Origin of the sequence: Hymenobacter frigidus (assembly GCF_014640435.1) — a bacterium.
GTDB lineage: Bacteria > Bacteroidota > Bacteroidia > Cytophagales > Hymenobacteraceae > Hymenobacter > Hymenobacter frigidus.
The window spans coordinates 69,440-94,527 of the sequence record NZ_BMGY01000016.1 but is presented as its reverse complement, the minus strand read 5'-3'; the positions used below and the strand labels follow the sequence as shown (position 1 = coordinate 94,527).

19 protein-coding genes and 1 pseudogene are annotated in these 25,088 nt (G+C 60.6%); 7 read left to right on the top strand and 13 right to left on the bottom strand.

The features are described from left to right. A pseudogene (locus IEW17_RS21585) lies at positions 1-157 on the bottom strand (IS701 family transposase); the annotation flags it as partial. A gap of 20 nt (positions 158-177) precedes the next feature. On the opposite strand from IEW17_RS21585, the gene IEW17_RS10550 reads away from it, so the two are divergent. Continuing rightward, entirely contained in the window at positions 178-1,020 is an 843-nt protein-coding gene (locus IEW17_RS10550; RefSeq protein ID WP_308420612.1) for an AAA family ATPase, read from the top strand. Next, positions 1,013-1,576 carry a hypothetical protein gene (locus IEW17_RS10545; protein WP_188562002.1) on the top strand — a complete coding sequence of 188 codons (564 nt, stop codon included), beginning with the start codon at positions 1,013-1,015 and terminating at the stop codon, positions 1,574-1,576. The genes IEW17_RS10550 and IEW17_RS10545 overlap by 8 nt, the downstream gene beginning before the upstream one ends. A gap of 64 nt (positions 1,577-1,640) precedes the next feature. On the opposite strand, the gene secA is transcribed toward IEW17_RS10545, so the two are convergent. The 8 genes from secA to IEW17_RS10510 all read right to left on the bottom strand — a co-directional run bounded on the left by secA (position 1,641) and on the right by IEW17_RS10510 (position 13,642). Next, positions 1,641-5,048 (bottom strand): preprotein translocase subunit SecA, encoded by a 3,408-nt coding sequence (gene secA, locus IEW17_RS10540; protein ID WP_188562001.1) that lies wholly within the window; start codon positions 5,046-5,048, stop codon positions 1,641-1,643. A 164-nt stretch (positions 5,049-5,212) separates the two neighbouring features. Beyond that, complete coding sequence (locus tag IEW17_RS20905) at positions 5,213-6,064, bottom strand: SDR family oxidoreductase (RefSeq protein WP_229748944.1); 852 nt, start codon at positions 6,062-6,064, stop codon at positions 5,213-5,215. A 4-nt stretch (positions 6,065-6,068) separates the two neighbouring features. After that, positions 6,069-7,454 carry a family 1 glycosylhydrolase gene (locus tag IEW17_RS20900; protein ID WP_229748943.1) on the bottom strand — a complete coding sequence of 462 codons (1,386 nt, stop codon included), beginning with the start codon at positions 7,452-7,454 and terminating at the stop codon, positions 6,069-6,071. A gap of 208 nt (positions 7,455-7,662) precedes the next feature. Then, positions 7,663-8,841, bottom strand: coding sequence for a UDP-galactopyranose mutase (gene glf, locus IEW17_RS10530; RefSeq protein ID WP_188562000.1), 1,179 nt, complete (start codon positions 8,839-8,841; stop codon positions 7,663-7,665). Positions 8,842-8,925: 84 nt separating this feature from the next. Next, positions 8,926-10,230, bottom strand: coding sequence for a glycosyltransferase family 1 protein (locus tag IEW17_RS10525; protein WP_188561999.1), 1,305 nt, complete (start codon positions 10,228-10,230; stop codon positions 8,926-8,928). A 170-nt stretch (positions 10,231-10,400) separates the two neighbouring features. Further along, positions 10,401-10,925: a GNAT family N-acetyltransferase gene (locus IEW17_RS10520; RefSeq protein WP_229748942.1), complete on the bottom strand. Its 525-nt coding sequence runs from the start codon at positions 10,923-10,925 to the stop codon at positions 10,401-10,403. Between the two features lie 5 nt (positions 10,926-10,930). Beyond that, entirely contained in the window at positions 10,931-11,728 is a 798-nt protein-coding gene (gene dapF, locus IEW17_RS10515; protein ID WP_188561997.1) for a diaminopimelate epimerase, read from the bottom strand. 78 nt (positions 11,729-11,806) lie between these two features. Beyond that, the gene (locus IEW17_RS10510; RefSeq protein WP_188561996.1) at positions 11,807-13,642 is read right to left on the bottom strand and encodes a peptidoglycan D,D-transpeptidase FtsI family protein; all 1,836 of its coding nucleotides are present in this window, start codon (positions 13,640-13,642) and stop codon (positions 11,807-11,809) included. Positions 13,643-13,802: 160 nt separating this feature from the next. Here IEW17_RS10510 and IEW17_RS10505 point away from each other — a divergent pair, with 160 nt between their 5' ends. The 4 genes from IEW17_RS10505 to IEW17_RS10490 all read left to right on the top strand — a co-directional run bounded on the left by IEW17_RS10505 (position 13,803) and on the right by IEW17_RS10490 (position 17,615). Next, positions 13,803-14,687 carry a class I SAM-dependent methyltransferase gene (locus IEW17_RS10505; RefSeq protein WP_188561995.1) on the top strand — a complete coding sequence of 295 codons (885 nt, stop codon included), beginning with the start codon at positions 13,803-13,805 and terminating at the stop codon, positions 14,685-14,687. Between the two features lie 61 nt (positions 14,688-14,748). Then, the gene (locus tag IEW17_RS10500; RefSeq protein ID WP_188561994.1) at positions 14,749-15,705 is read left to right on the top strand and encodes a Ppx/GppA phosphatase family protein; all 957 of its coding nucleotides are present in this window, start codon (positions 14,749-14,751) and stop codon (positions 15,703-15,705) included. A 9-nt stretch (positions 15,706-15,714) separates the two neighbouring features. Next, a complete protein-coding gene (locus IEW17_RS10495) occupies positions 15,715-16,776 on the top strand; it encodes an Ldh family oxidoreductase (protein ID WP_188561993.1) in 1,062 nt (353 codons plus the stop codon). Positions 16,777-16,823: 47 nt separating this feature from the next. Continuing rightward, positions 16,824-17,615: a T9SS type A sorting domain-containing protein gene (locus tag IEW17_RS10490; protein ID WP_188561992.1), complete on the top strand. Its 792-nt coding sequence runs from the start codon at positions 16,824-16,826 to the stop codon at positions 17,613-17,615. A gap of 68 nt (positions 17,616-17,683) precedes the next feature. Here the strand turns inward: IEW17_RS10490 and IEW17_RS10485 are convergent, their stop codons facing one another. Beyond that, the gene (locus tag IEW17_RS10485; RefSeq protein WP_229748941.1) at positions 17,684-18,418 is read right to left on the bottom strand and encodes a murein L,D-transpeptidase catalytic domain family protein; all 735 of its coding nucleotides are present in this window, start codon (positions 18,416-18,418) and stop codon (positions 17,684-17,686) included. Between the two features lie 262 nt (positions 18,419-18,680). Further along, positions 18,681-19,514 (bottom strand): murein L,D-transpeptidase catalytic domain family protein, encoded by an 834-nt coding sequence (locus IEW17_RS10480; RefSeq protein WP_188561991.1) that lies wholly within the window; start codon positions 19,512-19,514, stop codon positions 18,681-18,683. 387 nt (positions 19,515-19,901) lie between these two features. Between IEW17_RS10480 and IEW17_RS10475 the strand changes: the two genes are divergently transcribed. Beyond that, entirely contained in the window at positions 19,902-22,286 is a 2,385-nt protein-coding gene (locus IEW17_RS10475; protein WP_188561990.1) for a T9SS type A sorting domain-containing protein, read from the top strand. Positions 22,287-22,376: 90 nt separating this feature from the next. On the opposite strand, the gene IEW17_RS10470 is transcribed toward IEW17_RS10475, so the two are convergent. Beyond that, positions 22,377-24,695: a TonB-dependent receptor gene (locus IEW17_RS10470; protein ID WP_188561989.1), complete on the bottom strand. Its 2,319-nt coding sequence runs from the start codon at positions 24,693-24,695 to the stop codon at positions 22,377-22,379. A 98-nt stretch (positions 24,696-24,793) separates the two neighbouring features. Next, the gene (locus IEW17_RS10465; protein WP_188561988.1) at positions 24,794-25,033 is read right to left on the bottom strand and encodes a hypothetical protein; all 240 of its coding nucleotides are present in this window, start codon (positions 25,031-25,033) and stop codon (positions 24,794-24,796) included. Between the last annotated feature and the right edge of the window lie 55 nt (positions 25,034-25,088).

Genomic DNA, 25,088 nt, shown 5'->3' with positions numbered 1-25,088 from the left:
AGATGTCGGCCGGGCCGTAGGTGCCTTGACTCAGCCAGCGCGTGATGTGGTCGTGGCTCAACGCCCTGTCCAGCAGCCGCGACAAGCCCGTGGCCGTCGTCGGACCCGTCGAACTCAGCAAATAATCCGTGTACAGGTCCAGCGTGCAAGTCATCATAAGCTGCTAAACGGGCTAAGATGCCCAACGACTGCGTAACATCAGTTAGTAACCCTATCAACATAACAACTGGAAAAGCAGAGCATTACATGATGCGAAATATATTACGTGGAAAGCTCGATATGCGGAGTTCTAACAATGTTTCACCAAAGCATTTCGCATACACTGACTTTGATAGTGAAACCGTTTTTGGATTAACTGCTGATAAAATCAAAGAACCTTATTACGAAATTCAATTACAGTCACTGACCTACACTTTTAATAAAAACGCTGTAATCACTCAGGACTCTGGCAGCAATCGTCTGACCCCTCCTCATGGTAGCAACCTCATTGAAGTTATCCAAACTCATTCTAGGCTTCGTCAGGAAATTGCCGCCATGTTCGAGCGCTATGGGCAGAAGCTCCAGCTTCGGATGGATGAGCGCCGGCTTGAAATCATTAAAGACCAGGACGGCATAATCTACTCCTATCCCTATTCCAGCGTAGCCGATACCCTACAACGCATCATCTTCTATCTGGCCGCGATTGAGAGCAACGACGATGCCGTGCTCCTTTTCGAAGAGCCCGAGGCTCACTCTTTTCCGGTGTACGTGTCGAAGCTGGGCCGGCGCATTGTGGAGAGCCGCAACAACCAGTTTTTCATCGACACGCACAGCCCCTATCTCATTACCGAGATACTGGAAACCATGCTAACCGACGACGCGCAGGCGGGCGAACTGGCCATGTTTGCGGCCTATTATGAGGACCATCAAACCAAAGTACACCAGCTCAGCGACGAGGAAATCCGCAGCATCCGCGCCGATGGCATCGACGTGTTCTACAACATGAAGCGGTTCACGACCGGCGCGGCCCACAATGCCTGAAAACGTTCTGTTTGTGCCCGAGTGCCACGTCGATACCGCCCTCACCCGCTCTCTGCTCGCCGACCGGCTCACATTTATCAACCACCAGCACGGCATTTCCAAAGTAGCCAACGTGCTGCGCCAGCAAGCTGAATCGGGCAAGGCGCGCTTCGTGGTGGGCATGGTGGACAAGGATAAGAAGTTTGCCGATGTCAAATACTTGAGGCCATTCGCTGGTTCCTCGCCCATAGCCGCCCGCCCCGGCCCCGATTGTCGCTACAGCATCCATCAGCATCCGGAGCATCTCACCCATTACCTCATCGTGATGGAACCCGCCTGCGATACCTGGATTTTTGAAACCGCCCACGCCGCCGGGCTCAACCTAACTCACTTCGACCTCCCCACCACCTTACCGGCCTTCATCGAGCTGATGAAGGATGAAGACGCGGAAGACAATCCGCGCCTGATTCGCCTGCTACGAGCCATCAAGCAGGCCCAGCCCGCTGCCTACCGCGAGTTAGCTGAGTTCGTGGCCGATGTGATGGACCAGAACGGCCGGCTCTGGCGGGAGTACTAACTGCACAAAAAAGGCGGCCTCCCCGATGGGAAGGCCGCCTTTTTTGCTTTAAAGATTGGGCTGATTAATCTACCAGCACGCAGCGGTTTTCCAGCAGGTCCTGCTCCACGGTTTTGTATTTCACGTCGCGCATGATGCGGCCGTCCATGTACTGCACGTTCACTTTCTCGTTGCGGTTGGCCACTTTCTGGCTGCGCACGGGCACTTGCTTTTCGGCTACCTGGGGCGATTGGTAGTCGGGCCCGAAGTCCTCGGGGCCGGCACCGAGCGAGTCGAGGTTGCTCTCGTGCTCCACGGTGAGCTGGGGCTGGGACTCCTCGTCCTCCAGGTAGTAGTCCTGCTCTTCGTTGGTGCCCACGGCACCTTGCTGCACCGGCACATCGGCGTGGAAAAGGAAGGCCGTGGTCTCCTCGTTCACCTTGCCAATCATGCGCTTGAATAGCTCAAATGACTCGAACTTGTAGACCAACAGCGGGTCTTTCTGCTCGTACACCGCGTTTTGCACCACCTGTTTCAGGTCGTCCATCTGGCGTAGGTGCTGGGTCCAGGCCGTATCAATCACGCTCAACACCACCACTTTCTCCATCTGACGCAGGATGTCGTGGCCGCCGGTAGCCTGGGCGCGGCGCAGGTTGGCGATGGCCTGCACCTGCTTCTTGCCATCGGTGAAGGGCACGGCGATATTTTCGTAGGGCGCATTCTGGCTCAGCAAGTCGTTCACCAGCGGCAGCGAGTTTGAGGCAATGTGCTCGTTCTTGCTCTGGAAATAGCCCAGGGCTTCGTCGTAGAGCTTCTGGGTGAGCGCGGGCACTTGCAGGGATAAGTCCTGCGCCGACAAATGCGTGTCGTAGCCAAACACCCGGATAACGGCCAGCTTGAAGTCCTCAAAATCACCCGTGATTTTGTGACCGGCGGAAATATCCTCGCTCACGTCGTAAATCATGTTGAGGATGTCGACTTCCATGCGGTCGCCGTGCAGGGCGTTGCGACGGCGCTTGTACACCACTTCGCGCTGGGCGTTCATCACGTCATCGTACTCCAGCAGGCGCTTGCGCGTGCCGAAGTTGTTCTCCTCCACTTTCTTCTGGGCGCGCTCGATGGAGTTGGTAATCATCGAGTGCTGAATCACTTCGCCCTCTTCCATGCCCATGCGGTCCATCAGCTTCGCAATCCGGTCCGAGCCGAATAGGCGCATCAGGTTGTCCTCCAGGCTCACGAAGAACTGCGAAGTGCCGGGGTCGCCCTGGCGGCCGGCACGACCGCGCAGCTGGCGGTCGACGCGGCGGCTTTCGTGGCGCTCGGTGCCGATGATGGCCAGGCCGCCCGATTCTTTGGAAGTCTCGCGCAGCTTGATGTCGGTACCGCGGCCGGCCATGTTCGTGGCAATGGTCACAGTGCCGGGAAAGCCCGCACCGGCCACAATCTCGGCCTCGCGCTGGTTCTGTTTCGCGTTCAACACCTGGTGCGGAATGCCCCGCAGCTTCAGCATGCGCGACATCAATTCCGAAATTTCCACCGATGTGGTACCGACCAGCACGGGGCGGCCGGCTTCCACCAGCTTCTGGATTTCCAGGGCCACGGCGTTGTATTTCTCGCGCACCGTCTTATACACCTGGTCGTCGGAGTCTTTGCGCGAAATGATGCGGTTGGTGGGTATCACCACCACGTCGAGCTTGTAGATTTCCCAGAACTCGCCGGCTTCGGTTTCGGCCGTGCCGGTCATGCCGCACAGCTTGTGGTACATGCGGAAGTAGTTCTGCAAGGTCACCGTGGCGTAAGTCTGGGTGGCGTCTTCCACGCGCACGTTTTCCTTCGCCTCAATGGCCTGGTGCAAGCCGTCGGAATAGCGGCGGCCTTCCATCACGCGGCCGGTTTGCTCATCCACAATTTTTACCTTGCCGTCGTCGGTCAGGATGTACTGGTCGTCCTTCTCAAACAGCGTGTAAGCCTTCAGCAGCTGGTTCACGGTGTGCACCCGCTCGCTTTTCTCGTTGTAGTCGCTCATCAGCTTGTCTTTCTGATGCAGCTTTTCCTCCGCCGAAAGCGTGGCGTTTTTCTCGATGTCGGCGATGGCCATCCCGATGTCGGGCATGATGAACAGCTGCGGGTCTTCGCCCTGGGCCGTAATTAAGTCAATGCCTTTCTCGGTCAGCTCAATCTGGTTGTTCTTCTCGTCAATGGTGAAGAACAGCGGCTCGTCGGCCTTGGGCATCTGGCGCGAGTTATCGGCCAGGTAGTGGTTTTCGGTGGCCAACAGCACGGCCCGGTTGCCGCTTTCGCTCAGGAATTTGATGAGCGGCTTGCTCTTGGGCAGGCCGCGGTGGGCGCGGAAGAGCATGAGGCCGCCCTCGCCGTTTTTATCGCCTTCCTCAGCGCCGGTTTTTCCCTCGGCAATGAGCTTGCGGGCTTGCACGAGGTAGTTCTGCACCACTTTTTTCTGCTCATCCACGAGGCGCTGAATACGCGGCTTGAGCTGGTAGAACTCGTGCACATCGCCGCGCGGCACCGGGCCGGAGATGATGAGCGGCGTCCGCGCATCGTCAATCAGCACGGAGTCCACTTCGTCGACCATGGCGAAGTGGTGCTTGCGCTGCACCAGCTCCTCGGGGTCGCGCGCCATGTTGTCACGCAGGTAGTCGAAGCCGAATTCGTTGTTGGTGCCGTAGGTGATGTCGGCCTGGTAAGCGGCGCGGCGCTCCGGCGTGTTGGGCTGGTGCTTGTCGATGCAGTCCACGGAGATGCCGTGAAACTCGAACAGCGGCGCGTTCCACTCGGAGTCACGCTTGGCCAAGTAGTCGTTCACCGTCACCAGGTGCACCCCGCGCTTCGACAGCGCATTGAGGAACGATGGCAGCGTCGAAACCAGCGTCTTGCCCTCGCCCGTGGCCATTTCCGAAATTTTACCCTGGTGCAACACCACGCCGCCGATGAGCTGCACGTCGTAGTGCACCATGTCCCAGGTGATTTCGGCCCCGCCGGCCAGCCATTTATTGGCCCACACGGCCTGGTCGCCCTGAATGGTCACGTTGGCCTTGCGGCTGGCGTACTCGCGGTCGTACTCCGTGGCCGTGACCACTAGCTGGCCGTTTTCCTTGTAGCGGCGGGCGGTTTCCTTCACAATGGCGAAAGCCACGGGCAGCACTTCCAGCAGCACGGCTTCAAGGTCCTTGTTGCGCTGCTTTTCCAACGCGTCAATCTGCTCGAACAGCACCTCTTTCTGGGCTATATCTAACTGGGGCTGGGTGTCAATCTGCTGGTGCAGGCCGCCAATCTGCCCATCGAGAGCGGAGAGACGCTCGGCAATGCGGGCACGCACGGCATCGGTCTGAGCGCGGAGCTGGTCGTCGGTCAAGCCGGCCAATTTGGCGTATTCGGCATTAATCAGCGCCACGTAGGGCACGATTTCTTTTAAATCGCGCTCCGACTTGGAGCCAAATATTTTGGCGACGGTCTTGCCTAGGAATTCAAACATCAGGTAGTTTTATTAACGATTAGCGCCGAAGCACAGCCCAAATTTACGGAGCGTTCCGCTAAAACCGTCCCAATCTAAAAATTGCGCCACTTTGGCGGGAGTTGCCGCGGGGGTTCTGCAAGGCCGCGCCTCGGTCAACCACGCGCGGACTCGCAGAAGCCACGCTACAGCATCCGGCCCAGCGCGTCCTCAATAGAAGGCTGCAGCATGCCCTTTTCACTGGCCAGCACGCTTTGCCGGGGCCGGGCGGCGGGCAGGCCGAAATCGACCATGCGGCGCGGCACCACAAATTCGTCGGAAATACCGGCGCGGCGCGCGGCGGCGCGGGCCAAATCGGCCCAGGTGCAGCTGTCCTGGCAGGCCAGGTGCCAGATGCCCTGGGCCCCGTCGAGCAGCAAATCCAAAGCGGTATTCACCAAATCGGGCACGTAGGTGGGGGCCATGCGCACATCTTCAGCGGCTTCGAACGGCTGGCCGGCACGACCCGCTTGCAGGGCTTGGTGCACAAAATTATACTGGTCCCACCCGCTGAAAAAGGCGCTGGTTCGCACCACCAGCGCCGCCGGGCAGGTGGCCAACACCAGTTGCTCGGCGGCCAGTTTACTGCGGCCATACACGTTAAGCGGGTTGGGCGTGGCCGACTCCGTATAGGGTTCCTCCTGCTCGCCGTCGAACACCAGGTCCGACGAAAAGGTGAGCAACGGCAATTCCCACTGGGCGCAGGCGGCCGCCAGCACGGCCGGGCCGGTCGCATTCTCGCGGAAGCAGCGCTCCACGTCGTTTTCCGCGTCATCGACACGCACGTAACCGGCGGCGTTCACCACGGCCCAGGGACGGTGCTGGTCGAAGGCTCGGGCCACAGATTTGGGGTCGGCAATGTCCAGTTCGGCACGGCCCAGCGCTACGGCTACCAGACCACGGGTGTGGCAAATGCTGCTGAAGGCCCGGCCCAACGTGCCGTGCGCTCCGGCAATGAGCAAAGGCCGGATTTCAGCTTCGGGAAGGTGTTCAAGCACGAAATCAGGCCGCATACGTCAGTTTTTGGGTGGTGGCTCGAATCGGATGCGGGGCTTGGGGCCGCGCATTGATAATGCTGAATTTTTGGGGCGTAGCCGGGACGCTGCTGGGCTCAAAATGCACGCGGCCGGGGCGCTGCCACCAGCCCAGGCCTTGCAGCGCAGGGTGGCGAAAGGCCTGGCCGTTGGCAAGGCACTGCACGATGCTGGCCAGCAAGGTGGGGCGCAGCTGCCCGCTGCGCACGTCGAACACCCCAGCTTCGTAGTGGCCGGCATTTTGCGTCAGCAGGCTATTCCAATCGTAGGCCCCGAACACCGACCACACCGTTACGGCACGCACATCGGCTCCTTGCTCCCGGGCCGCCCGGGCCGACTCCCACACGTGGTGCAGCCAGCGCACCTGCTCTTCGCGGGTGCAGTTGAGGTGGGCTTCGGTGATGGCTACCGGAAGGCCGTAGCGCTGCCAGGCTTGCAGCAGCAGGCTGGTGACACCAGCCAGCGTCACCCCGCCGCCCACGCGCACGGCCTCTACATCGGCGTAGCGCTGGCCGTCGCTATCGGTTACGTGGCAAGGCCAGTAGTTGCCGGTGGCCTCGTCGAGAAACCGCTCGCTGGTGAGGTAGTGGTTGAGGCCGAGCACATCGGGCGGGCAGGGAGTATCAATCCAGCTTTGCAGCTCGGCTTGGGAAGCACCGTGCTGGCGCAGGTAGCTCCAGAACGGGTGCACGGGCGTGACGTGGCCGCAGAGCAAATCGAAGCTGAGCCAGCGGCGGTGGTTCTCAAAATCGGCCTGGTGGCGCATGGCCGGCGTGCTGTGCACCTGGGCCAGGTCCTCGGTTTGCACCAGCTGGGCATGCGGGATGGTTTCGCGGATGGCGCGCATAGCTTGGCGCGTGGCGTCGAGCTGGTTGAGCAAGGCCCGTACAAAAGTGCGGTCATCGCGCGTGTGGGGGTACCAATGGCCGTAGAGCGCGCTGAAGCGGGCGGTGGTCAGGGGCTCGTTCACGGGTGTGAAGTGCGTAAGCCAGGGAAAGCGGCGGGCCACATTGGCCGCGTGCATGGCCAGGCCCGCGGCGAAGTTTTCTTGGTGCAGCGCGGTGTAGCGGGGGCCGCTGCCGTGGTGCACCAGGCCAACGATGGGGTTGATGCCCAATTCGCGCAAGCGGGGCAGGCGCTCGTCGGCCCAGGTCCAGTCGCAGGCATCGGGACTTTCGGGCGAGGTGTGTTCCCATAGCACGGGGTAGCGCAGGGTTTTCAGGCCCAGTCCGGCCAGGGCATCCAGGTCGGAGAGGCGGTGCCAGTGGCCGCTGCGCGTGAGCTGGTCGGAATACGCATCGCCCACGCGGCAATGGCTGCATTCGACGCCGCCCCAGAGTTCAAGTTCAGTCATAGCTGCAGGAGTTGGTAGAACAATGGCCCAGGCCAGCGTGAAGCTTGTCCGGACTTAAATTAAACTGCCACCCCAGCGCGGGTGCGGGGTGGCAGTTTGGGCTTAAAAAGGGTGTCATGCCGAGCGCAGCGAAGCATTCTTATCTCGACTCGACACTTAAACTACTTGCGCAGCAACGATGCTTCGCTGCGCTCGGCACGATGGCTAACTACTCCTGCTGCGGCGAACGGCTCACCAGTTTCTCCACCAGTGCCGTGCTGCCCGTAATAGCGGGGCGAGCGGGCTTAACGGCGTTTTCTTTCTCCGTCAGTTTCTTATACAGCGTGAGCGCCTGGGCTACTACCTGGTCCATGTTGTAGTACTTGTAGGTGGCCAGGCGGCCCACGAAATGCACGCTGGGCGTTTCATCGGCCAGCTTCTTGTACTTGTTGTAGAGCTCGGCGTTTTCGGCCATCGGAATGGGGTAATACGGGTCGCCCTCAGCCTGCGGGTATTCGTACACGATGGCCGTTTTGGGGTGGTCCTGACCGGTTAGGGCTTTGAACTCGGTGATGCGCGTGTAGGGGTGCTCGTTGGGGTAATTCACCACGGGCGCCGCCAGGTGCTTCTCCTTATTCAGCGTTTCGTGCTTGAACTCCAGCGAGCGGTAGGGCAGCTTGCCGAATTTGAAGTCGAAATACTCATCGACCGGCCCCGTGAAAATCATTTCCTTAAAAGGGATGAAGTCCATAATTTCGTGGTAGTCAGTGTTCAGCATCACCTTGATATTGGGGTGGTTGAGCATGTTCTCAAACATCCGGGTGTAGCCGTGCAGGGGCATGGCCTGGTAAGTATCGGTGAAGTACCGGTCGTCGCGGTTGGTGCGGGTAGGCACGCGGCTGGTCACCGACTTATCGAGCTGCGAAGGGTCGAGACCCCACTGCTTTTTGGTGTAGTTCTTGAAGAATTTATTGTAGAGCTCGCGGCCTACTTTGCTCACCACCACGTCTTCGGAAGTCCTGATAACGTCGATGGGCTCGGCTACGGAGGCGAAGAATTCGTCCAGCTCGAAGCTGGTCAGGTTCAGGCCGTAGAGCTTATTGATGGTGTCGAGGTTAATGGGCATCGGCACAAACTGCCCGTCAACAGAAGCAAGCACACGGTGCTCATAAGGACGCCAGTCGGTGAAGTTGCCGAGGTAGTCGAACACGTCTTTCGAATTGGTGTGAAAGATGTGCGGACCGTATTTGTGCACCAGAATGCCGTCCTCATTATAATGGTCGTAGGCGTTGCCCGCAATGTGGCTCCGTTTGTCAAGAATGAGAATTTTTTTGTTGCTGCGGGTGGCTAGCCGCTCGGCCAGCACGCTGCCGGCAAAACCGGCTCCAACGATGAGATAGTCGAACATGGGGCGTAGGGTATGGAAGTGTAGGAATGAAAGGGCTATTGACGGGTAATCAATACGTAGCAATGGGCAATCGAATCAGCGAGCCTAATAGGTAGGCATAATGGGCGGCAGCTCTACTTCTGAGACTTTGGTGGCAACCAAGGGCTCTCCCGTTACCACGGTGGTCGAAGCGTCGGGGGCCTTGGCACCGAGGCGCTCCTGCATGAGCGCGACCATGGCTTGCCAGGTCTGGTCCCAGGAAATGGTGGCCAGGTAATCGTCGGTGCGCTGCTGCCAGTCGGCATCGGTGCGCTGGGTCAGGGCCTTTTCAATGGCTTTGCCAAAATCAACCGCGTTATCGGCAATGTGCACGAGGTTCAGGTCGCCGTAGGGCCGCACCACATCGCGAATGGGTGTGCTCACCACGGGGTTGCCGGCAGCCAGGTACTCCGGGGTTTTGGTCGGCGAGATGAACTTCGTGCTTTCGTTATCAGCGAATAGCAAAGTTGCCACATCCCAACCCTTCAAATAAGCTGGAAGTTCCTGGTAATCCTTGCCGCCGAGGTAGTGTAAGTTGGCCGTGCGGGGCAAAGTGGCCGGGTCAATCTTCACCACCGGGCCGATGATGATAAACTGCCAATCCGGTTGCTGCTGAGCCAGTTCGCGCAGCAATTCGATATCCAGGCGTTCGTCTACCACCCCAAAAAAGCCGATGCGCGGGTGCGCAATGTCCGCCTGGTCGGCGGGCTCGGCCAGCGGACCCCGGGCCTGGCCAAAGTGGGCCTTGTCGATGCTGCTGGGGAAGGCGTGCGCATCGGGGTGCTGCTCACGCTTGGCTTCGTACAGCGTTTGACCGCCCGTAAATACGAGGTCGGCCTTGGTGAACAACTCCTGCTCGAGGTTTTTTAGCTCGGGCGGAGCGAATTTGAAATTCGCTAGCTCGTCCATGCAGTCGTACACGGTAAGCTCGGGATGGAACTGGCGGGACTTGCCCAGCGCCATCGGCGTGTAGTACCAGAAAATGTACCGATTGAGGCCCTGTTTGTTGAAGTAGTGACTTAGTATTTCAAACTGCGCTTGGTCGGCGGCCGCCGCGTCGGCGCGTAATCGGTGGGGCAGGTGCACTACTACCACCTTCAGGCCATTCTGGCGCTCCTTAATTTCGATGTGCGGCTCAACCAGATTATCGATGTGATAAAAAGCCTCTTCGACGTAAAATACCCGGCCATACTGGGCAAACCGCGACAGCAAGTGCTGGGGCCGCTGCCACACAAAATCCCAGTGCAAGTGCGCGAAGCACACGAGGTCGGGCAGGGTGTAAGGGATGTTATTTTCGGCAGCTGAGTCGCTGGGCCGGGCAGCGGTGGCAGAGGCGCGCAAAGGCACATCCACCGTCGAAGAAGGAGGCATGAAAACGGGCAGTAATAAGGAGTTTCGCGCCGTGCCGGGATGATTCGCAACCTATGCGGGCGGGACGCTTGCTAACCTATACGGTGCCCTCCGACCAAAGGATATAGTCCAGCTTATTTTACCAAAGCCCCACTGAATCCTCACTTTATCAATGCGATATACAATTACGCTTATTTTGAAGTAGTGGCAGGGAACCTAAGCAGGCACTGCCATTCCACGGCATCCTGCCAGCCGGCAGCCGTGCGTAACCAGGCCTGCCGGGTGCCTACACGCCGGAATCCCGCCGCCCGAAACAGCTTCATACTGCCTTTATTATCGCCCCCTACGGTGGCGTATAATTGATGCAGACGCAGTACCTCACGGGCATACTTTTGCAGCAAGTCCAGGGCTTGCCGGGCGTAGCCGTGCCGCCGCTCATTGGCCAAAATGGTGATGCCTACGCCAGCCCGCTGGTGCAGCGGGTCGTAGTCGAACAAGTCGATTACGCCCACGGCCGGACTGCCAATTTCAGCAGTAATCACGAGGCGCAACTGGCGGACTACGTGAAAATCCTCGGTGGCGTGGAGCAAGTATTCGCGCAAGGCGTGCCGCGATACCGGAGCCAGGGTATCGGACACGCCCCACACGTCCCGGTCATTCTCAAGAGCGTAAAGGAACTCCAGGTCGTCGGGTTCGAGGGCGCGCAGCGTAATCATGGGCATTAGATAGTGCCTTCGAACACCCGCGTGGCAGGGCCACTCAGCCACACGTTGGTGAAGCCGCCGGCCGTTAGCTGCTCAAACGATACTTCCAGCTGGCCGCCCGGTGTTTGCAGGCGCACTGGTGAGGTGGCACCGCGCTGGGAAGCCGCCAAAGCCACGGCCGTTACCCCGGTGCCGCAACTCAGGGTTTCGTCCTCGACACCGCGCTCGTAGGTGCGCACGGGCCAGGCTTGGGCAGGGTCGGCAGGCACCTCAACGAAATTGACGTTGGTACCGGCCGGGCTGTAGGCTTGGTGGTGTCGGATGCCATGGCCAACACCGCACACGTCGAACTCAAGCAGACTGTGGCCCTCAGTAGGGTTGATAAAATGAATGTGGTGCGGCGAGCCCGTGTGCAGAAATACATCGTTCTCCCCTACCCCGGCGCGCTGCGGCGCAACTACGTCAATCATGCGCAGGCGCACGGTGCCGTCGGGTTCCACACGAGCATCGTGGGGGCCATCGACGGCCAGGAAATGGGTTTGGCCACTGATTAGCCCCAGGAACTTGGCGAAGGCCACGGTGCAGCGCCCACCGTTGCCGCACATGGAGCTGGGGCGGCCATCGGCGTTGAAATACACCATCTCGAAATCAAAATCCGGCTTGTTGCGCAACAGAATCAGGCCATCGGCCCCAATGCCAAAGCGGCGGTGGCACAGGCGCGCAATCAGGACCTGGTCGGTTTCATCGAAAGCACGGGCGCGGTCGTCAATCATGACGAAGTCGTTGCCGGTGCCCTGGTATTTATGGAATTGCATGGACGGGTATTTAGCTCGCAAAAGTAACGCCACTCCGAAAGACCGTGATGCAAAATACGGCCCGGCGGCCACCCGAAGCTAGCGGTGCTCTCGCTCGTACTGGTAACCACGGTACTTCATGCGCTGCTCCCCGCGCTTGCGTTTCGGGGCAATGCTGCCCCGCAGGTATTTCTCGATGACCAAGGCGGCGCAAGGGGCTGCGGCCGTAGCGCCGAAACCAGCGTTTTCGAGGTACACGGCGACGGCGATTTTGGGGTTATCGGCGGGCGCGAAGCCGACGAAGGTGGCGTGGTCATCACCCTCATCGTTTTGAACGGTACCGGTTTTGCCGGCTACCGTGATGCCTACGTCGGCCAGGCTGGAGGTGGCGGCGGTACCGCCGCGCTGCATCACGGCTATCATACCGGGGATGAGGGCTTCCAGGTTCACGCTATCGATAAGAGTGTGGTGCTTCTCAAGAAAGCGCGGCAGAGGGCCGCCGGTGCCCACGCTGCGCACAAAATGCGGCGTGTAGTACCAGCCCCGGTTGGCGATGATGGCCATCATATTGGCCATTTGCAGCCCGGTAAGATTGATTTCGCCCTGCCCCACGCTGAGCGAGTAGATGGAACGGTACTTCCAGTTTCGGGTTCGGCGGGCCTTGTCGTAGAAGGCTGGGGTGGGCAGAAAACCGGCCTGTTCACGGGGCAAATCGACGCCGAGCAGCGTGTCGAGCCCGAACGATTTGGCGTAGCGCTGCCAGGCGGCGAGGTTGGCGTGGCGGGCAGCCGTGGTGTCGGCCACCAAGCTGTCGGGCACGTGCTCGATGAGCTTGCGCATCACCTGGTAGAAGTAGGGATTGCAACTGTATTGCAGGGCGATGCTGACGTTGCGGGCCTGCGGGTGGTGGTGCACGCAGTTGATGAGCGACTGGTCGCACCGAAACCCGGTGGTGGGCCGGATGGCACCGAGCTGCAAGGCCACGGCCGCATTCACCAGCTTAAACACCGAGCCGGGCGGATTGGCTTGGGTAGCGGAGCGGTTGAGAAGGGGCATATCCTCGTTCTCCAGCAGCTTACGGCGCGTGCCGGCGCGGTCGGGAGCGGTAAGATTGCCGGGCGCGAAAGTGGGAGCCGACACGGCGCACAGCACCTCGCCGGTGCGTGGGTCGAGGGCCACCAGGTAGCCTTTACGGCCGGCCAGCAGGCTTTCGGCGTAGGCTTGCAATTTGACATCAATGCTTAAATGAAGGTCCTGGCCCTGCTGAAAAGCAGTGTCGGCGGCCCAGGTGCCGTGCGGCTGGCCCAGCGTGTCGAGGAGCGGATGCAAATAGCCGCGGTGGCCCTTGAGCAAGCCGTTGTAATAGGTTTCGACGCCGCCGTTGCGCACGCGGTAGAACCGGCCGCGCCGGTAGCGCTGAATCAAATTCAGGAACGGCTGGGCCTGGCTGTAAGCATAGCCCAGCACGGGCGCGCCGGCGCTGGTGGTATAGGCCCGCATGGTACGCTGTTCCAGCTTCAGCATGGGCCACTCTGCCTGATGCGCCTGAATTTTTTTGGCTTCGGCATTGGTCAGTAGCAGCTTCACGCCGCCTCGGGGGCGGGCTCCCTTGTAGGGCAGCGCCGCCTCAATGCGGTGCCACAGTGTGCTGTCGCGCCAGCCCAGCAGGCGGCTGAGCTTGAGGGAATCGAGCGGCGGGCGGAGCGGCAGCGCGAGCAGGTACGCGGGCCGGGTGACCACCAGCACCGAGTCGTTGCGGTCGAGTATGCGGCCGCGGCGGGGCGCTTCCGATATGTCACGGCGCGGCGTGAGCAGTCCGAAGGTGGAATCCTGCGCGGGCGGCAGCGTCTCTACTTGCTGACCCGGCGATGAGCAGGCATTGAGCAGGAGCAGAATTGCCAGGAAGCAGGTTTTCCAGTGAAAAGCTATTAGCATCAAGTAAAGCTAGATAATGGGAAATGGGCTTATACGGCCGCTTCGATGAACCGCGTATGTGGCCCCACCAAGTGGGCCAATCATCCGATGGCCCGGCCCGGGCATGGCGCCCCAAACGGCCCGCCCTACCGGGCGCGGCCCCTACCTTTGCGCTCTGCTTATGTACGACTTCCTCACTACCTCCCCCTGGCCCGATTACGAGCTGATTGATTGCGGCAACTTCCAGAAGCTGGAGCGTTTTGGCAAATACCTGCTAGCCCGGCCCGAGCCGCAGGCCATCTGGGACCCGCACCTGCCCCTCAAAGAATGGGAAAAGGCCGATGCCGCCTTCGCCCGCGCCCCCGGCAGCACCGAAAAAGGCCAGTGGCGCCTCAAGCCCGATATGCCCGAACAGTGGCTCATCGATTACCAACGCCCCGACGGCCTGAAGCTGAAGTTTCGGCTGGGGCTGTCGTCGTTCAAGCACGTGGGGCTGTTTCCGGAGCAGGACCCCAACTGGCAGTTCATCTACAACCAGACGCGCCAGCGCCGCGCCAAGCTGCCGCGCGTGCTCAACCTGTTTGCCTACACCGGGGCTGCTACCCTAGCCGCCCGCGCCGCCGGGGCCGATGTTACGCACCTTGACTCGGTGAAGCAGGTGAACTTCTGGGCCCGCGACAACATGGAGGCCAGCCAGCTCGACGGCGTGCGCTGGCTCGTGGAAGACGCCATGAAGTACGTGCGCCGCGAAGTGAAGCGCGGCAGTAAGTACCAGGGCCTCATCCTCGACCCGCCCGCCTACGGCCGCGGCCCCAACGGCGAGAAATGGCAGCTGGAAGATGAGCTCAATGAAATGCTCAAGCTCAGCCAGCAGCTGCTCGACCCCGAAGACCATTTCTTTGTGGTAAACCTGTACTCGCTCGGCTTCTCGGCGCTGATTCTTGATAACTTAACCACGGCCATTTTCCCCGGTGAAAAAGCGGTGCGCGAGCTGGGCGAGATTTATTTGCACGATGCCGGCCAGCGCAAGCTGCCGTTGGGCACGTTCTGCCGGTTCGCGGTTTGATTATACTCGTTTGTCATCCTGAGCTTGCGAAGGATGACAGCTATTTTGCAATAAATCACCCATGCACACGCCGCACACTCATCCCCGCCGCCTCGCGCTCATCGACCTGGGCACGAACACTTTCCACCTGCTCATCGTGGAAATGCCCACCGCGCCCGGCGAAAAGCCCTTGGTGCTGCTGCGCACCAAAGCCGGCGTGCGCTTGGGCGAAGGCGGCATCAGCAAAGGCGAAATCGCGCCCGAGGCCTACGCCCGCGCCCTGCACACGCTGGCCGGTTTCAAAGAGGAACTTGAGCTGCACCAGGTAACGGAAACCCGTGCCACGGCCACCAGCGCCATGCGCGTGACCCGCAACGGTCCCGATTTGGTGCGCGACATTTTCGAGCAAACCGGTATTCAGGTCGAAGTAATTGCCGGCGACCGCGAAGCTGAATTAATCTGTGCCGGCGTGCGCCAGGCCGTACCGCTAGGCCCAAAACCGCAGCTGATAATGGACATCGGCGGCGGTTCCGTAGAGTTTATCATCGCCAATGCCACCGAAATTTTCTGGAAGCAGAGCTTTGAAATCGGCGCGCAACGGCTACTCGACAAGTTTTTTCCCGAGCCCGAGGGCATCATGCCCGCCGCCGCCGTAGCCGCCGAGCAGCAGTACCTGAACACCGCCCTGGCCCCGCTGGCCGCCGCCCTCCAGCACCACCGCCCAATGGGCCTGATTGGCGCATCCGGCAGCTTCGACAGCCTGGCCGACATGCAGCTGGGCCTGCTGCGTTCCGAAGCCGAGCTGCCGCCCTACACGGAACTGGCCCTCGCCAGCTTCCAGGCCAGCTACCGCAGCTTACTCAGCGGCAACCACGAGCAGCGGAAGGCACTGCCCGGCATCATGCCCATGCGGGCCGACATGCTGGTAGTTGCCACGGTGCTGATTGATTACGTGCTGGGCATTTCGGGCATCACGCACTTGCGAGCTTCAGCCTACGCCCTCAAGGAAGGCCTGCTGGCCGAAATGCTAGTCGCTTAATTCTTCATCATGACCTTCCCCTACACCCAGCTGTTCAGCTTTACCGAGGCGGTTTTTCGCGGCATGGGCTGCCCCGAAGCGGATGCGACGCTGGCCACCGAAACGCTGCTTTCCGCCGATTTGCGCGGCGTGGACTCGCACGGCGTGGCCCGCCTCGTGGGCTACGTGCGCCTGTGGGAAGCCGGCCGCATCAACGCCAGCCCCAGAGTGGGCGTGACCTACGAAACGCCCAGTACCGCCGTGGTGGACGGCGATGGCGGCCTCGGCCTCGTGGTGGGACCCCGAGCCATGCGTATTGCCATTGAGAAGGCGCAGCAAGTAGGTAGTGGCTGGGTTTCGGTGAAGAATTCCAACCACTTCGGCATTGCCGGCTACCACGCCATGCTGCCCCTGGCGCACGACATGATTGGCATTGCCATGACCAACGCTTCGCCGCTGGTAGCGCCCACGTTCTCGCTCGACCGCCTGCTCGGCACCAACCCCATTGCCGTGGCCGTGCCCGCCGGTGAACAGCCCGATTTCGTGGCCGACATGGCTACCACCACCGCCGCCAACGGCAAGCTCGAAATTGCCCAGCGCAAAGGCCTGCCCCTGCCCGAAGGCTGGGCCCAAACCGCCGATGGCCAACCCAGCACCGATGCCAACGCCGTGAAAAATGGCGGCGCGCTCCTGCCCCTCGGCGGAGCCACCGGCTCGCACAAAGGCTACGCCCTAGGTAGCATTGTGGATATTTTCTCGGCTGTTCTGTCGGGCGCGAATTATGGGCCGTGGGTGCCGCCGTTCGTGGCTTTTCTGCAACCTGCTGCCAATCCGGTGGGCCAGGGCCTGGGCCACTTCTTCGGAGCCATGCGCGTCGATGCTTTCCGACCCGCCGACGAGTTCAAAGCGCACATGGACAACTGGATTACGACTTTCCGCAACGCGCAGGCCGTGGAGGGCAAGCACGTCTTGATTCCCGGTGACCCGGAGCGCGAAACGGCCGCCCACCGGCTGCTAAACGGCATTCCGCTGCTGGACGCGGTGGTGAAGGACCTGGAAGATGTAGGAGCCAAATTTGGGGTACAGCTGTAAATTTTTAGTAAATTCACTCCTCTCTGCAACTCTTTCCAGGTACCTGCATGAAATTACGCTACGTTGGTCGTGTCGCTGCGGCGCTCGCTGTTGTGAGCGTGCCCCGGGCCCAGTGCCAAACCGTGCACCCTGTTGGCGCGCCCATCACCAGCTTGAACTGGCAACCGAATGCCGCCACCGACTCGCTGCGGGTAGACATCGACGGCGACAACGTTGCCGATGTCACCTTCCGGCACTCAAGCCTGCCGTCGGGTGGTCAGGGCCAACCTTCGTTCGAGACTTTTTCCGTCAGAACTCCACCGGGAGGAGCCGAAGTTGCCCTAGACTCGGTTGAGTACGACAGCGCGCATCGTTTTACGAGCGGCGACCTCATTCGGCGCGGGTTACGCTGGGGCGGCACCGGATATTTGGCTTACACAGTCACCGGAAATGGCGGAGTCGGAGGACGTGGCTTCTTCCGAAACGGCCAATCTGGCTACGTTGCAATTCGCAAAAATATTGCTGGCCGGTGGAGCTACTGGTGGTTCAACATTACCGGCAAGAGCGCGGCCAATAGCAGCATCGTAAGCTTCTATGGTCAGTCTGCAGTGGTGCTTGCAGTGGCGGCTTCGCGCCTTATCGATAAGGTGCCCGTTTTTCCCAATCCAACCACGAACAATTGGAAGTTGCGCGGTGAAGGCAACTATAAGCTTTTTGATAATACGGGCCGCTTGGTTGGCCAAGGCGGCATTCAATCAGCCGGGATAATCAATGGCAGCCACCTTACCCCGGGCATCTATTTTCTACGTTTCTTCTCAGCCGATGGCACCATTTCGCAATGTGTTCTCGCCCGGGAATGACATCGTTCGTAAACACAAAAAAGCCCTTCGCTAGCTGCGAAGGGCTTTTTTGTGTAAATAATCAAGCGCTACGAAACGCCGTTGACAGCCTGGGGCACCAACGCGGCAATAGCCGCATCCTGGTTCAGGAACCGCGAGGAATAGCCAGCATTTGACTTATTCAGGAATAGGCAAGTACCGCCGGTCACGGTTTCAATAATCTGGTCTTTCAACTCCATTGGCAGGGCGGGGCAGCCGAGGCTGCGGCCCAGGCGGCCGTTCTGCTTGATGAAGGCTTCGCTGACGTAATCGGCCCCGTGCATCACCACCGAGCGGGATTCAGCGTTGGTGTTAAAGCCTTCATCCAGGCCTTCCAACTTGAGTGAGCGGCCGTGCTTGCCCTCGTACTCGCCGCCCGTGGCGTAGAAGCCAAGGCTGCTCATGTTGCTTTGGTCGGTGTTCGAGAAGTTGTTGGCTTCGTTTTCGCCGGAGTTATGGCCGTGGGCCACCAACGTATGGAACAGGATTTCGTTCTTGGCTAAGTCGAGCACCCACAGGCGCTTTTCCGTTGAAGGCAGGTCAAAATCAATAACTGTCAACAGCTGCTTCCCCGCGGCCAACTTGCCTTCCTGACGAAGGTTTAGGTAGCCGGTCATGGCTTTGGCAAAGGTTTCGAAGCGTAGGCCCTCCTGCTCAGCCCCAAGGGCCTTGTAGGTAGCGTGCAGCTCTTGGTCGAATATATTTTGAGGAGTAGCGGCCACTTTGGGCTTGCGCAGCTCATTGCCCGTGCTGCCCGCCATGGATTTGGTAACCGTACCAGCCATGGGAGTGGCCAAAAACAACGATGCCAGAAAAGGCAACACGCGCCGCGCAACCCGCTGGGCCCGCCGCTGCGAAACTCGTTTCCGCTGAACTACGCTGGTTTGATGCATCATTTTTCCGGTTGACTGAGAATAAAAAGAACCAGCCGTTGCCAAAGCAGCAGGCGGGTTCACATCTTCACATACGAGACTTTTCGCTCGCAGGCTGTCGATTAAACGGGTGCCTGAGTCAAAAGATTCCGAAGGGCCGGTTCCACCAGCGCCTTCACTTCCAGCCGTGCCGCGAAAAGCGGCGGCCAGCCGCCGCGCCATCCAGCCAGCGCGAGGCCAGCCCCGGCCCACTCAGCAGCAGCATACTGCCCACTCGCACACTGGCAATAATCTCCTTGTACTGCTCGGGCGGCAGGGCCGGGCAGCCGCGGCTGTAGCCCAGACGCCCGTGTTGCCGAATGTATTTCGGACTGGCATAGTCAGCGGCGTGCAGCACCACATACCGGTCGAAAGCGTTGGCATTTTGGCCCTTATCGAGCCCTTCGATACGGCGCGAGTAGCCATGAATGCCGTCGTAGGTGCCGGCGGTGCGGTAGAAGCCCAGCGAGGTGCAAGCCGACTCTTCGAGGTTAGAAAACCGCGTGGCCCGCAGTTTGCCGGAGCCTTCGCCGTGCGCCACCAGGCTGCGGTGCAACACCTGGCCTTTGCGCAAGTCCAGCACCCAGAGGCGCGGGGTGGTGCTGGGCAGGTCCATGTCGGCCACAGCCAACAAGCCGGCGCGCTCGATGCGGCCCGTGGGATGCAGGGTGAGGTAGCCCACGCAGGCCTGTTCCAGCACCTCGGGGCGCAGGGCGGCGGCGGCCGGGCCCAGGGCGGTATGCAGCTGCCGAATGGCCCGGCGCAAGGTGTCGGGCACACCGGGCAAGACCGGGAGTGGCGTGAGGGCCAATGAATCGGGAATAGCAGCCGCCACCACAGCTGGTTTGGCGGCAATGCTCTGGGTCAGCGGCAGACCGCCATTGGGCCGCTCATCGGCCCGCAGCTGACAACCCGTGACGAGTAGCAGGCCCACACCGCATTGCAGCAACAGGCTTTTAATAATCAGCAAATTGGTCGCTGCCCCTATCCTTTTTATCCCAAACATATACCTGAAAGTACGGCTGCAAGTGGCATGACCACGGCTGGGTGCCCGCGCAGCAAAGGTTTTATCAATGCCTGGAGCAGTGGAAGTCAGTCTGAACGACGATGAGCAGAGGACCCCAGTGTCAGGCTGGCGATGAAAAATCGAAAATCTTATACAATCTCAAGTAGAGGACGAATTTAATTAGCTAAAAAGTGCAATCTGTGACAGACATAAAATTATGACATATTTAGTTCGATATACGGTTTTTAATTACCTTGACATGCATATTAGGAGCAAAAGCACTATTTCGCCGCTACTTCTCATCGCAACCACGCGCTTCTTTTTTTCACCATAAAACCCAATTCCCACCTCATGATGCACTTTTCCCCGTATTTTAATTACCGCAAACGATTCCGGTACGCAGCGCTACTGATTTTGGCCCTGTTATTCGCAGGAAACCAACAGATTAAAGCCCAGCAAGTAGTGTTGCAAGGCTTCTGGTGGGACTACAGTAATGCGAACTATCCCAACGGCTGGGCAAACTACATTGCCGACCTCGCCCCGCGCCTGAAAGCCATGGGAATTGATGCCGTATGGATGCCGCCTACCATAAAAAATTCCAATCAGGGCAACGGCTACTCGCCCTTCGACAACTACGACCTTGGCGATAAGTACCAGAAGGGCTTTCTGGCCACTCGCGTGGGCAACAAGGACGAGCTGCTGCGCGGCGTGGCCATTCTGCACGCCAACGGCATCGACGTGGTGCAGGACATCGTGCTGAACCACAACGATGGCGCGGGCTCGGCCAACGGCGCGGGCGGGCAAGACCCGGCGGCGTACGAGGACTTCACGACCAGCAAGTACAAGAACTTCCGCTACGTGAGCTACGGCACGCCGGCTGCCGATGAAACGGCCGCCAACTACCTGGCCCGCAGCGGGCGCTTCTCCAAAAACTGGCAAAACTTCAACCCCAACCCCGGCAACAACACCACCAGCGGCGACCAGAACGCCGTCCTGTTCGGGCCCGACATCAGCTACTACAACGGCTCCTACGGCCAAAGCTCCAACGCCACCTTCAACCCCGTGCAGGGCGCCGACTACATGCGCAACAAGGAACGCGAGTGGCTGATTTGGTACAAAAAGCAGGCGGGCTTCGACGGCGTGCGGCTCGACGCGGTGAAGCACTTTCCGGCCTTCGCCATGGAAGATTTCCTCTATAACCTGCAGAGCAACGCCGGCTGGGCCAACGGCGGGGCCACCATGTATGCCGTGGGCGAATGGGTGGGCGGCTCGGCTCAACTAGACCAGTGGTGCACCGACGTGCAAGACCGCGCCGGCACCTTCGATTTTAGCATGCGCGACGGCATTTATTCCATGGTGAGCGGGGGCGGTAATTTCGACCTGGGTACGCTGCCCGGCTACCAGCAGGGCCGGCGCGTGGTGCTCACGGGCAGCACCTACGTGCACCGCACGGTGCCTTTCGTGAACAACCACGACACCTTCCGCCCCACGGTGGATGCCAACGGCAACTACACTGGCTGGAACACCGGCTCGGAGCTGGCCCCGCACATCGACCCGTTCGACCCGCGCCTCTCGCCCGCCTACGCCGTGCTGATGGCCGTGGACGGCTCGCCCCAACTCTTTTTTGAGGACCTGTTCAACATCGGCAGCACCGGCAAGCGCTACTCGCACTCGCCCAAAAGCGCCACCGACCTGCCCGTGCGCTCCGACATCGAAAACCTGATTTGGTGCCACCAGAACCTGCGCTTTAAGGACGGGGCCTACAAGGTGCGCTGGCAAGCCGCCGACCACCTCGTGATTGAGCGCAGCACCAAGGCCATCATCGGCGTCAACGACAACTTCAGCGCCTGGCAGAACAGCACCGTAACCTGCGATTTTGCGCCCGGCACCGTGCTCAAAGATTATTCCGGCGCGAATGGCACCAGCACCGTGACCGTGAGCGGCTCACAGACCGTGGCCATCAACACACCGCCCTGCAACGGCACGGCCGCCGGCGGCCGGCGCGGCTACTCCGTATGGGCTCCTACCAACGCCGTCACCAACTACACCAAAACCGGCCGCGCCACCACCCAGGAGTGGGAGTTGGCCAATGACCTCGGCGACTCCGACCCGCGCAGCCTGCAGCAGGGCGGCGCACTGCCGGGCGCTTCCACGGCCTACCGCACGGCCGGGCGCATCTACATGAGTGCCAACAAGGCCCTCAGCTACACACTGATTCCCACCGACGCCACCCGCAGCCTCACCGTGGCCGTGCTCAACAGCGCCGGCACCGTGGTGAGCAGCAGCACCGGCACCGGCAACCTTGGGGGCACCTACACTCCCACCGCCGAGGGCTGGTACACCCTCAAAGCCAAAAACGCCACCACGACCAACCCCACCCAGCGGGTCTTTGTGAAAGCGACCTACACCGCCCCCACGGTGGTAACGGGGGCTATGACCGGCCGCCGCGACGCCGCCGTGCTGGCCAACACCCAGGATATGCCCACCGCCGAAGTGTCGGTGTATCCTAACCCCACCACCGCTGACCGCATCGACCTGGTGCTACAGACCTCCAGCCCGCAAACTGCTACCGTGCGCCTGCACGACCTTACCGGCCGGCTGGTGCACGAAGAAACCGTACGCCTTTACGCCGGCTCGAACGAGCTGCGCCTGGGCGTGAAGCGGGCACTGCCCACCGGCATCTACCAGCTCACCGTGCCGGAGTTCAAAATCAGCCGGAAGCTGGCGCTACGTTAAGCATCAGTGCGCTGATTCCTGATTTGCGAAAAGCCTCTCCAATATTTTGGGGAGGCTTTTTTTATTTCGGCACAACATCACTACAGGTGCCTAAAAAAACACGCTGGCATTCAGCTTGAAGAAGAACGGCGTGCCGGGCGTGAAGTGCAGCTGCTCTTGTACCGGTTCGGTTTGGCCACGCAGGCGGCTGGGGTTGGCGAATTGGGCTTCGTTCCAATCCACGTTGAGCAGGTTTTCGGCGGTGGCGCCGATTTGGTAGCGTGGGCGGGTGTAGCTCAGCACGCCGTCGAGCAGGAAGTAGCCGCGGGCACGAATGGAGTTGTCCTCGTTGGCCGCGCGGCTGTCGAGATGGCGGTAGCGCAGGCTGGCACTGAAGCCCTGCGGGTTTTTGAGGGTGAGGCCGCCCACGCTGGTGAAGCGCGGCGCGAGCGGGATGAAGTTCTCGCCCTCGGCCACGCCCACCAGGCGGCCGTGGTTGTAGTTCAGGTCCACATCAGCAAAAAGGAAACGGGTGAGCTGGTAGCGCACCGACAAGTCGGCGCCGTAGCGGCGGGTGCGGCCGGCGCTTTCCACAATGGCCACGTCGCCCACGTACACCAGTTCGTCTTCCAAATGCAGGGCCCACAGGGCGGCATTCACCACCATACCCGGCAGGGGCTTGAAGGTGCTGCCCGCCTCGTAGCCGATGGCGCGGGGCAGGGCGTTGCCGTTCACGGTGCCGCGCACCACGCCCCGAGCGTCATTGGAGTGGAAGCCGAAGCCCGAGCGGGCAAACAGCTGCACAGCCGGCGACACTTGGTAGTACAGATTCAGCTTGGGCGAGACACGAGCGCGGGTTTTACGGCCGTTCAAGGGTTGCCGGGAGCCTTCTTCATCGGTGTAGTTTCCTCGAAAATCAAACACGAATACATCGGCCCGCACGGCGGCGTTTAGTGTGAGGCGGTCGGTCAGAGCCAGGGTCTCGTCGAGGTAGGCGTTGAAGTTGCGCTCCTGCACGCGGCCGGCCGTGATGGTGTCGGTGATGGTGCGACGCACGGCGCGGCGCAGGGTCAGGTCGGTGTCGTCGATGCGGGTGCCCAGGCCGAAAGTGGTGTGCAGGTTTCGGGCACCCAGCCGGTCGTCGCGGTCGTAGGTGCCGGTGTAGCCGTAAAGGTTACGGGCGTCGGTCTGGTTGATTTCGTCGCCGTTTACTTCGTCATTCAGGAAGAAAGTGAAGTTGGAAAACAGGTTGAAATTATAGCGCGAATAGTACAGCTGCTGCCGAATGACGGCATCGCTGGGCAGGCCGGTGGTGAGCACCACCGAGGCGTTGGTGCGGTCGGTATTGCCACCCTCGCTGGGGTCGATGCTGCCGTAGCGGGTGATGACGCCGTCGCGCACGGCGCTCTCGGGAATCTGGCCGCTGGCATCCCAGCTCGACGTGAAGTGCGAGCCCAGCAAGGTCAGCGACGTGCGGTCGGAAAGCTGGCCGGTGTACTTGGCCAGGCCGTTGAAGCGCTTGAAGTGCTGCTTTTGCTCGAAGTAGGCATTGGTGAAATTGTACTCGGCCGCCACGTAGGCACTTTCGGGCTTTTTGGATAACAGGTGGTGGTTGCCGTTGCCCAGCAGGTCCAGCATTACCAGCGCCCGGCGCGTATCAAAACGGCCCACCTCCAGCTTCACCTGACTGGCATCGAGACGAGTTTTAGTACTGAACTCGCCCGCACCGGCCGTGGCAAAGTTGCCAAACCGCGCCGTGTAGGGCCCTTTGTACACTTTGAGCTGCTCCACCGTTTCGGGTATCACAAAGTGGAAATCGGCATAGCCCTGGCCGTGGGCGTGGCTCACCATATTCACCGGCAGCCCGTCTACGCTCACCGCGAAATCGGTACCGTGGTCCACATCAAAGCCGCGCAGAAAAATCTGTTCGGCCTTGCCGCCGCCCGCGTGCTGGGCAATGAACAGGCCCGGCACCAGCCGCAGCAGGTCCTGCGCCGAGTTCACGGGCCGCAGCACCTTGTCGATTTGACTAATCGCGGCCAGGCTTTGGTTGGGGTCGCGCGGCTGGCTCACGGTCACTTCCGACAGGTTCAGGGCCGAGGCCGCGATGGCAAAGGGTACCGTGCGGGTTTCGCTGGCGCCCACCGTCACGGCTTGCGCCACACTACGGTAGCCCAGCGCGCCCACGCGCACCAGGTAAGTGCCGGGCGCAAGGCCAATGAGCCGGAAGTTGCCCAGCGCATCGGTGGCGGTGCCACCGGGCTGTCCTTGCAGGCCCACGCTCACGCCTACCAAGGGCTGGCCCGAAAGCGAGTCGGCCACGGTGCCACGCAGGGTGGCAAGACCTTGGGCGCGGCTCCCGTGTGCCAGTAAACATAGCCCGACGAGAAAGCCCCACCAAGCCCACGTAGCAGTAACTATTTGTTTCATCTCTGGAGATAATGCGGAGCGATTGGAAGCCCTGCCTCAGCAAGACTTCCAATTAGCAAATCCGGGTTGAAAGAGAAGATTAAATCGGCGCTGGCGGACTAAAAATTAGCCTTGCTCATGCAGTTGGCGCGGCACTGCGCCCGGTGCTGGGCCTGGTGCCGTGCCATGCCGTTGCGTTGCTGGTCGTGCCCACCCGCGGCAGCACTGGCTGGGAGTGAGCGGCTACCGCCAGCCTCAAACACGGAAATGGCAACGTGGCCCACGGCGGGGAGCTGCACACGGGAAATAACACCCGTAGCGCCCGCTACGGGTTGAAGAGAGTTGGCCCAGAAATTCATGGTTTTAAAGAGTTGGACGTGCTCAGGCACACTGGCCCGGCAAGCGGCGTCGGAT

What these genes read in the sequence shown, in the direction of transcription:
- IEW17_RS10465 (WP_188561988.1), bottom strand. Translation starts at nt 25,033, where the DNA reads ATGAATTTCTGGGCCAACTCTCTTCAACCCGTAGCGGGCGCTACGGGT.
- IEW17_RS20900 (WP_229748943.1), bottom strand. Translation starts at nt 7,454, where the DNA reads ATGACTGAACTTGAACTCTGGGGCGGCGTCGAATGCAGCCATTGCCGC.
- IEW17_RS10485 (WP_229748941.1), bottom strand. Translation starts at nt 18,418, where the DNA reads ATGGCTGGTACGGTTACCAAATCCATGGCGGGCAGCACGGGCAATGAG.
- IEW17_RS10500 (WP_188561994.1), top strand. Translation starts at nt 14,749, where the DNA reads ATGCACACGCCGCACACTCATCCCCGCCGCCTCGCGCTCATCGACCTG.
- dapF (WP_188561997.1), bottom strand. Translation starts at nt 11,728, where the DNA reads ATGCAATTCCATAAATACCAGGGCACCGGCAACGACTTCGTCATGATT.
- IEW17_RS10490 (WP_188561992.1), top strand. Translation starts at nt 16,824, where the DNA reads ATGAAATTACGCTACGTTGGTCGTGTCGCTGCGGCGCTCGCTGTTGTG.
- IEW17_RS10525 (WP_188561999.1), bottom strand. Translation starts at nt 10,230, where the DNA reads ATGCCTCCTTCTTCGACGGTGGATGTGCCTTTGCGCGCCTCTGCCACC.
- IEW17_RS10505 (WP_188561995.1), top strand. Translation starts at nt 13,803, where the DNA reads ATGTACGACTTCCTCACTACCTCCCCCTGGCCCGATTACGAGCTGATT.
- IEW17_RS10475 (WP_188561990.1), top strand. Translation starts at nt 19,902, where the DNA reads ATGATGCACTTTTCCCCGTATTTTAATTACCGCAAACGATTCCGGTAC.
- glf (WP_188562000.1), bottom strand. Translation starts at nt 8,841, where the DNA reads ATGTTCGACTATCTCATCGTTGGAGCCGGTTTTGCCGGCAGCGTGCTG.
- IEW17_RS10510 (WP_188561996.1), bottom strand. Translation starts at nt 13,642, where the DNA reads ATGCTAATAGCTTTTCACTGGAAAACCTGCTTCCTGGCAATTCTGCTC.
- IEW17_RS10550 (WP_308420612.1), top strand. Translation starts at nt 178, where the DNA reads ATGCCCAACGACTGCGTAACATCAGTTAGTAACCCTATCAACATAACA.
- IEW17_RS10495 (WP_188561993.1), top strand. Translation starts at nt 15,715, where the DNA reads ATGACCTTCCCCTACACCCAGCTGTTCAGCTTTACCGAGGCGGTTTTT.
- IEW17_RS10470 (WP_188561989.1), bottom strand. Translation starts at nt 24,695, where the DNA reads ATGAAACAAATAGTTACTGCTACGTGGGCTTGGTGGGGCTTTCTCGTC.
- IEW17_RS10545 (WP_188562002.1), top strand. Translation starts at nt 1,013, where the DNA reads ATGCCTGAAAACGTTCTGTTTGTGCCCGAGTGCCACGTCGATACCGCC.
- IEW17_RS10520 (WP_229748942.1), bottom strand. Translation starts at nt 10,925, where the DNA reads ATGATTACGCTGCGCGCCCTCGAACCCGACGACCTGGAGTTCCTTTAC.
- secA (WP_188562001.1), bottom strand. Translation starts at nt 5,048, where the DNA reads ATGTTTGAATTCCTAGGCAAGACCGTCGCCAAAATATTTGGCTCCAAG.